General features: G+C 69.7%; 5 protein-coding genes. 1 reads left to right on the top strand and 4 read right to left on the bottom strand.

What is annotated here, in order from left to right:
- Positions 1 to 60: 60 nt before the first annotated feature.
- From AB0N16_RS26145 to AB0N16_RS26160, 4 genes are all read right to left on the bottom strand, one after another.
- Complete coding sequence (locus AB0N16_RS26145; protein ID WP_365800612.1) at positions 61 to 717, bottom strand: response regulator transcription factor; 657 nt, start codon at positions 715 to 717, stop codon at positions 61 to 63.
- Positions 714 to 1,913, bottom strand: coding sequence for a sensor histidine kinase (locus AB0N16_RS26150; protein WP_365800614.1), 1,200 nt, complete (start codon positions 1,911 to 1,913; stop codon positions 714 to 716). Before AB0N16_RS26150 ends, AB0N16_RS26145 begins: the two co-directional genes overlap by 4 nt.
- A gap of 5 nt (positions 1,914 to 1,918) precedes the next feature.
- Entirely contained in the window at positions 1,919 to 4,114 is a 2,196-nt protein-coding gene (locus AB0N16_RS26155) for an MMPL family transporter (RefSeq protein ID WP_365800616.1), read from the bottom strand.
- A 520-nt stretch (positions 4,115 to 4,634) separates the two neighbouring features.
- Positions 4,635 to 4,979, bottom strand: a complete 345-nt coding sequence (locus AB0N16_RS26160) for a helix-turn-helix domain-containing protein (protein ID WP_365800618.1) — start codon at positions 4,977 to 4,979, stop codon at positions 4,635 to 4,637.
- 702 nt (positions 4,980 to 5,681) lie between these two features.
- On the opposite strand from AB0N16_RS26160, the gene AB0N16_RS26165 reads away from it, so the two are divergent.
- Positions 5,682 to 6,056, top strand: a complete 375-nt coding sequence (locus AB0N16_RS26165; protein ID WP_365800620.1) for a hypothetical protein — start codon at positions 5,682 to 5,684, stop codon at positions 6,054 to 6,056.
- Positions 6,057 to 6,161 lie beyond the last annotated feature (105 nt).

Raw genomic sequence — 6,161 nt, forward strand, 5'->3', positions numbered from 1 at the left:
GATGCGCCACGCGCCCACCGGTCTGGAAGACGTCTCCTGTCGCTGCGGGCCGAGGTGCTTCTAAGGCCGTCGCAGGAGCCCCCTCTCCATGGCCACCACCACCGCCCTCGTCCGGTCGTTCACATCGAGCTTGGCGAACAGGCGCAGTAGATGCGTCTTCACCGTGGCCTCGGCGATCACGAGGCGTCTGCCGATCTCGGCGTTGGTGAGGCCGTCGGCCACCGCGTTGAGGACGTCGGTCTCCCGGTCGGTCAGCGGGTCCTGGACGGGACGCCGCATCCGCGCCACGAGCTTCTCGGCGACCCGGGGAGCGAGCACCGTCTCGCCACGTGCCGCCGCGTGGATGGCGTCGACGAGCTGCTCCCGCGTGGTGTCCTTGAGCAGATAACCGATGGCTCCGGCCTCCACACCGCGCTCGATCTCCGTATCGGTGTCGTATGTCGTCAGGATCAGCACCCGGGTACGCGGATACCGGGCGACGATCTCGGTCGTCGTGGCCACCCCGTCGAGCACGGGCATCCGCAGGTCGACCAGGGCGACATCGGGGTCGTACCGCTCGACGAGTTCGAGCGCCGCGCGTCCGTCGCCCGCCTCACCGACGATCTCTATGCTGTCCTCGGCCGCGAGCAGGGCGATCACTCCGGCCCGCATCACGGTGTGATCGTCCACGACGACGATGCGCAGACCTCGTTCACCTCGTTCAGCTCGTTCCCTCATGCCTCCACCTCGCTCGCCGGCGGGATCATCGCCAGGATCCGTGTACCGTCGCCCACCGAACTCGTCACCGTGAGCCTCCCGCCCAGCTCCGCCAGTCGCTTGCGCATGCCGTCGAGCCCGAAGCCCGTCGACTCCCCCGCCACGAACCCGCTGCCGTCGTCGGTGATCTCCAGCTCCACCCCGTACGGACGCCGGACCAGCACCACCCCCACCGTGGACGCGCGCGCGTGCTTGCGCACGTTGGCCAGGGACTCCTGGGTGCAGCGCAGCAGCGCGATCCGGGTCCGCTGGTCGCACTCCAGGTCTGCCAGATCGGCGTCCACGGCGAGCCCGGTGTCCTCCGCGAAGCGGTCCAGGGTACGGCGCAGCGTCTGCGCCACCGTACCGGCCGCCGCCCGGCCCGGACCCGGCTGCCTCGCCGAACCCACCAACTCCCGCGCCTCGGCCAGGTTTTCACGAGCGGTGGATTCGATCGACCACAGTTGCCGGGCACTGCGCACCGGGTCGTCGGACATGCCCGCCCGTGCCGCTTCCGCGAGGACGATGATCGAAGCGAAGCCCTGCGCGAGCGTGTCGTGGATGTCCCGTGCGATGCGTTCCCGTTCGTCCGCCGCGCCCTGCCGCTGGTGAGCCTCGGACAGCTGCGCCTCCGTCCGCTCCAACTCCTCGATCAGCCGCGCACGTTCACTGCTCTGCGCGACGACCGAGTGCGCCCACAGGCCGATCAGCACACCCACCGCGACCACGATCAGGGTGGACACCAGCGTCTCGCCGAAGAACTCCGCCGACCAGCCCTGCCGGACCAGGGCCCCGGTCAGCGTGACACCGGTGGCCGCTCCGAGGAACCCCATGGAAGTCCTCGGAGTACGCCCGAACATCCAGTAGTGCGGCAGCGTCACCATGAACAGCGCCGCATAGCTGCTGCCCAGATACGCCAGCCCGCCGAGTGCGAGCACCAGCACCGACAGATAGACCTGTGGACGTACGACGGGGTTGCCCGGGAAGCGGTCGAGAACCGCGTAGCACAGCACCACGCAGCCGAGCAGCGCGAGCGCCTTGTACTTGCTCCCGCCGGACGGAGCCGCCGTCACCAGCCCGACGGCCATCGCACCGAAGAGCGCCCAGCACACCGTGTTCCACCGGCGCAGCGACGTGGCCCAGAAGGCGTCGGCCAAGGGGTCGGCGAGAGCGGTCATACCGATCAACGTACGTCGACCGCCAGTTCCCCGTCGGCGATTTGGGCCGCCGCCCCCTTACGCCCTGCCGCCCGCGAGGGCCACCAACTCGCCTCGCCCAGCAGCAGCATCGCCGACGGCAGGACCATGATCCGGACGACGAACGCGTCGAGCAGCACGGCCGCCGCGAGGACGAAACCGATCTGCTTCATCTCGATGATGTGCAGGAAGACGAAACTCGAGAACACCGTCGTCATCACCACCGCGGCGCTGGTCACCACGCTCGCCGACCTGCGAATCCCCTCGAGCACGGCCTGCCGGGTGGACACGCCCGCGAGCACGGCCTCCCTGATCCGGCTCACCACGAACACCTGGTAGTCCATCGAGAGCCCGAAGAGGATCACGAAGAGGAACAGCGGTACGCGCGAGCCGATGGAACCGGTGGAGTGGAAGTCCAGCAGCCCTTCGGCCCAGGTCCCCTGGAAGACCAGGACCAGCAGCCCGAGCGCCGCCGCCGCGGACAGCAGGTTCAGTACGACACCGATCAGACCCAGCACCACGGAGCGGAACGCGTACGCCGTCATCACGAAGGTGACCAGCAGCAACGCCCCGAGGACCAGGGGGAGTTTGCTGTTCTGGTGAGCGGGATAGTCCGCGTACCGGGCGACATCCCCGCTCACTCCGTACTCCGCCCCGTCGATCCGGCCGACGGTCGCGGGCAGATAGTCCTTCCGCAGGTGGTCGAGGGAGTCGTACGCCTGCTCGGAATTACCCAGGTACGGCACCTTCAGTTCGAGCACACTGATCCGGTGGTCGGTCGACGTCCGGATGCCCGAGGCACCGGCGAACAGCGGGTCGGCGTCGGCACGCCGGACCAGCTCGCGCAGCGCCCCGGTGACCTCGGCGGCACGCGCGGCGGCGGCGCGTACGACGACCTGGTGCGTGACCCGCTGCTCCGGGTACGCCTCGTTGAGCCGGTCGTACACCCGCATGGCGGGGATGTCCCGGGAGTGTGTGTCCCGGCTCATCTCCGTGATCTTCAAGCCTGCCAACGGGGTGACGAGCGCGAGCAGGGCGAGCACCGAGACGCACAGGGTGGCCAGCGGGTGCCTGCTCGCCGGCCGCAGCAGCGCGGCCCACACCCGGCCGCCGCCCTCGCCCCGGATCCGGCGCGCCGGCTTGCCGCGTTCGGCCCGGCGCCGGGCCCCGCGCTCGGCCCGCTGTCCGAGCTTGACCAGCAGCGCCGGCAGCGCCGTCAGGGAACTGGCCACCGCGACCAGGACGACCACGATGGTGCCGGTGGCCAGTGAGGAGAAGATGACGTCGGAGGCGAGATACAGCGTCGCGGTGGAGGCCACGACCGCGAGTCCGGAGATCACGACCGCCCGCCCCGAGGTCGCCGCGGCCAGCTCCACCAGCGCCTCGGAGCTCAGCCGGCCGTCCGAGCGGGCCCGCTCCTCACGCTCCCGCTTGAGGTAGAAGAGCGTGTAGTCGACGCCGACGGCGAGGCCGATCATCAGGATGACGTTCGTGCCGACTCCGGCGTCGGGGGACAGGTGCGAGGCCACCATCGACAGCCCGACGGCCGCCGCGATCGACGACAGAGCCAGCAGCAGCGGCACCCCCGCCATGGTCACGGACCCGAAGGCGACCAACAGGGTGACCAGGGTGATGGGCAGCGTGATCTCCTCCGACAGCGCCAGGTCGTCGCCGCGCTGCTGGTCGACTCCCTTGCTGATGGAGGGACTCCCGGTCTCCTGCAGCAGCAGCCCGGGACGCGCCTTCGCCACGGCCTCGGTCTGGGCGAGCAGCGCGTCGACCTTGTCCTTCGCGTCCCGTTCCTCGCCCTTGAGGGCCACCTCGACCATGAGGGTCCGGCGATCCCCGGCCAGCAGCGGGTCGGCCACGCCCGCCACCTCGGGCAGCCGCTTCATCCGGGCGGTCAGGTCCTTCGCGGCAGCCTCGGCCGCGGCCCGGTCGAGGGGGCCCGACCTGGAGGAGATCAGCACCTGCTCGGTGGACCTGCGCTCCAGATGGCCCTGGGCGGCCATCGCCTCCGCCCGGCCGGCCTCGCCAACCCGGTAGTCGGCCGTCGTAGCGCTGTGCGTGCCGACGGCACTGCCGACGGCCAGGCACAACACCACGAACACGAGCCAGCCGACGATGGCCCGCCAGGGGTGCCGGGCGCTCCAACGCGCCATGCGAACAGTGAGTGATTTCATGCCCAAAAGCCTTGCTGCCCTGGGCAGTCGGCAGACAGAGGCACTCGGTTGAACTTCGCGTCCACCGATCGGTGGACGCAGACCGGGAAGGCTCCCGCGCGCCAGGTCCCTCGCACGGCGAACCGTCCGGCAGGGACTCTTCGGGGAACCGCGGGGCTCTTCAGGGAACCGCGGGGCTCTTCGGGGAACCGCGGGGCTCTTCGGGGAACCGCAGGGCTCTTCAGGGAACCGCAGGGCTCTTCAGGGAACCGCGGGGCTCTTCGGGGAACCGCGGGCTGAGGGCCTGCCCGCGTGGATCACCGCTTTACCCGAACCGCGGCACCGGTGCACAGCCCTCCTGATGCCCACCGTTGAGGTCGGCCCGGTGAGGGCTGGGTGCGCCGGACGGCCGGGAACCGGCCCAGCTCCATCCCGTCGCTCCCACGACAGCCGACGCTGTCGTGACCCCGACCGCAGGACTTCCGGCCCGTACTGTCGTGTGGCCACCACAAGGCGCTCCGGGTGGCCCGCGCCCCCGCGATCAGCTGGGACCGGAGCCGCCGGCCGCCTTGTCCGCGGCACGACGGTACTCGGCGTTGATGCGCTGAGCTTCCTCGAGCTGGTCCTCGAGGATGACGATGCGGCAGGCGGCCTCGATCGGGGTGCCCCTGTCGACGAGCTCGCGGGCGCGAGCGGCGATCCGCAGTTGGTAGCGGGAGTACCGGCGATGGCCACCCTCCGAGCGGAGCGGAGTGATCAGACGAGCCTCGCCGATGGCTCGAAGGAAGCCCGGGGTGGTGCCGAGCATCTCCGCTGCCCGGCCCATCGTGTAGGCGGGGTAGTCGTCGTCGTCCAGAAAATCACTAAGAGGGTTGTCCGCTGTCATGTCACCTCGCTGTGCAGCAACGCGTCGAGGGGCCTTGGTGCCGTACGGCACCAAGGCCCCGAAGGAAATTCAACACCATCTGTCGGCCCTACTGCTGTGCCGACCTTCTGTTTCCGCTACCCGGCCCGGCTGAGGGCGGGGTAGCGGGGGATCGCAGCTGCTTGACCGGGGACCACCATCCATTCCGGGGTCTTGCGGTACCCGGCCGAGTGCTTCTCGGGCCGGGCGATCCTGATGGCGTCTGCTCCTCCGTTCCTCTCTGGACCAACACTGGATGAATCGGCACTGCGGTACTGCTGCGGCAGCTCCTCGACATACGAGCCGCCCAGTGCGGCTCCCAGCGCCGTCGCCGTTCTGGGAAACCTTGGCTTCGAGCCTCGAGAGCCGCACTGACCTGCGAACTTCGTGTACAACTACCCGCCAGTTCGTTTCTGCCGGGTCTCGTTCGACCGTGTTCTACGACAGGAAGCATAACCACGCCGAGAGGCAATGTCTACTCTGGCAAGAGTAGATTTCACCCCTATGACGGAGGAGGAATCCTGCCACCTGCGACGATGGCCTCCCCCTGGGCCGCCGCGCGCGGCGCCACGGCGGATGGGGCCCCTCGCAGCTCGGTCGAGAACCGCCTCCCGCCGCCCGTGAAACTGCCTCACCCCCCGCGGCGCGGGGGGTGAGGCAGGCAGCTGAATAGGATCTGCTCTCATGTCGAACCCTGATGAACTGCTTGTCGCTCTCTCCGCCGCGGTGGAGTCCGAGCGAAGCAACCAGATGTCGCTGACCGTGGTCGTCGGCGGCGCCGTCATCACCGGCCGGCTGGCTCCCGAGGCCGTGTGGAGGGAGCGGGTGGCGGAGGTCCTGAAGGAGTCGGACCGCCTCGGCCCGTTCTCCGGCGTTTTCACCGGCGGCCCGCGAGGGGAACGGCCCGGCCGCGGCGGAGATCCCACGCATCTGCACTTCCATCTCGCGCGGATCCTGCAGGGCAGCCTCGGCATCCCGGAGACGGGCGGCATGTACCGCGTCGCGATCAAGGACGTCAGCGCATGGACCGTGGGTGATTTCAGCTACTTCGACCGGTGAGACGCTATCCCCGCCCCGCTGCGTCCCCGCCCCGCTGCTCGGCCAAGGGTCTCCGAGTGGACGAGGACACAGCGGTGGGGGCTCGGCCGACGCGCGTCGGCCGAG

It is taken from the genome of Streptomyces sp. NPDC051105 (assembly GCF_040682795.1).
GTDB lineage: Bacteria > Actinomycetota > Actinomycetes > Streptomycetales > Streptomycetaceae > Streptomyces.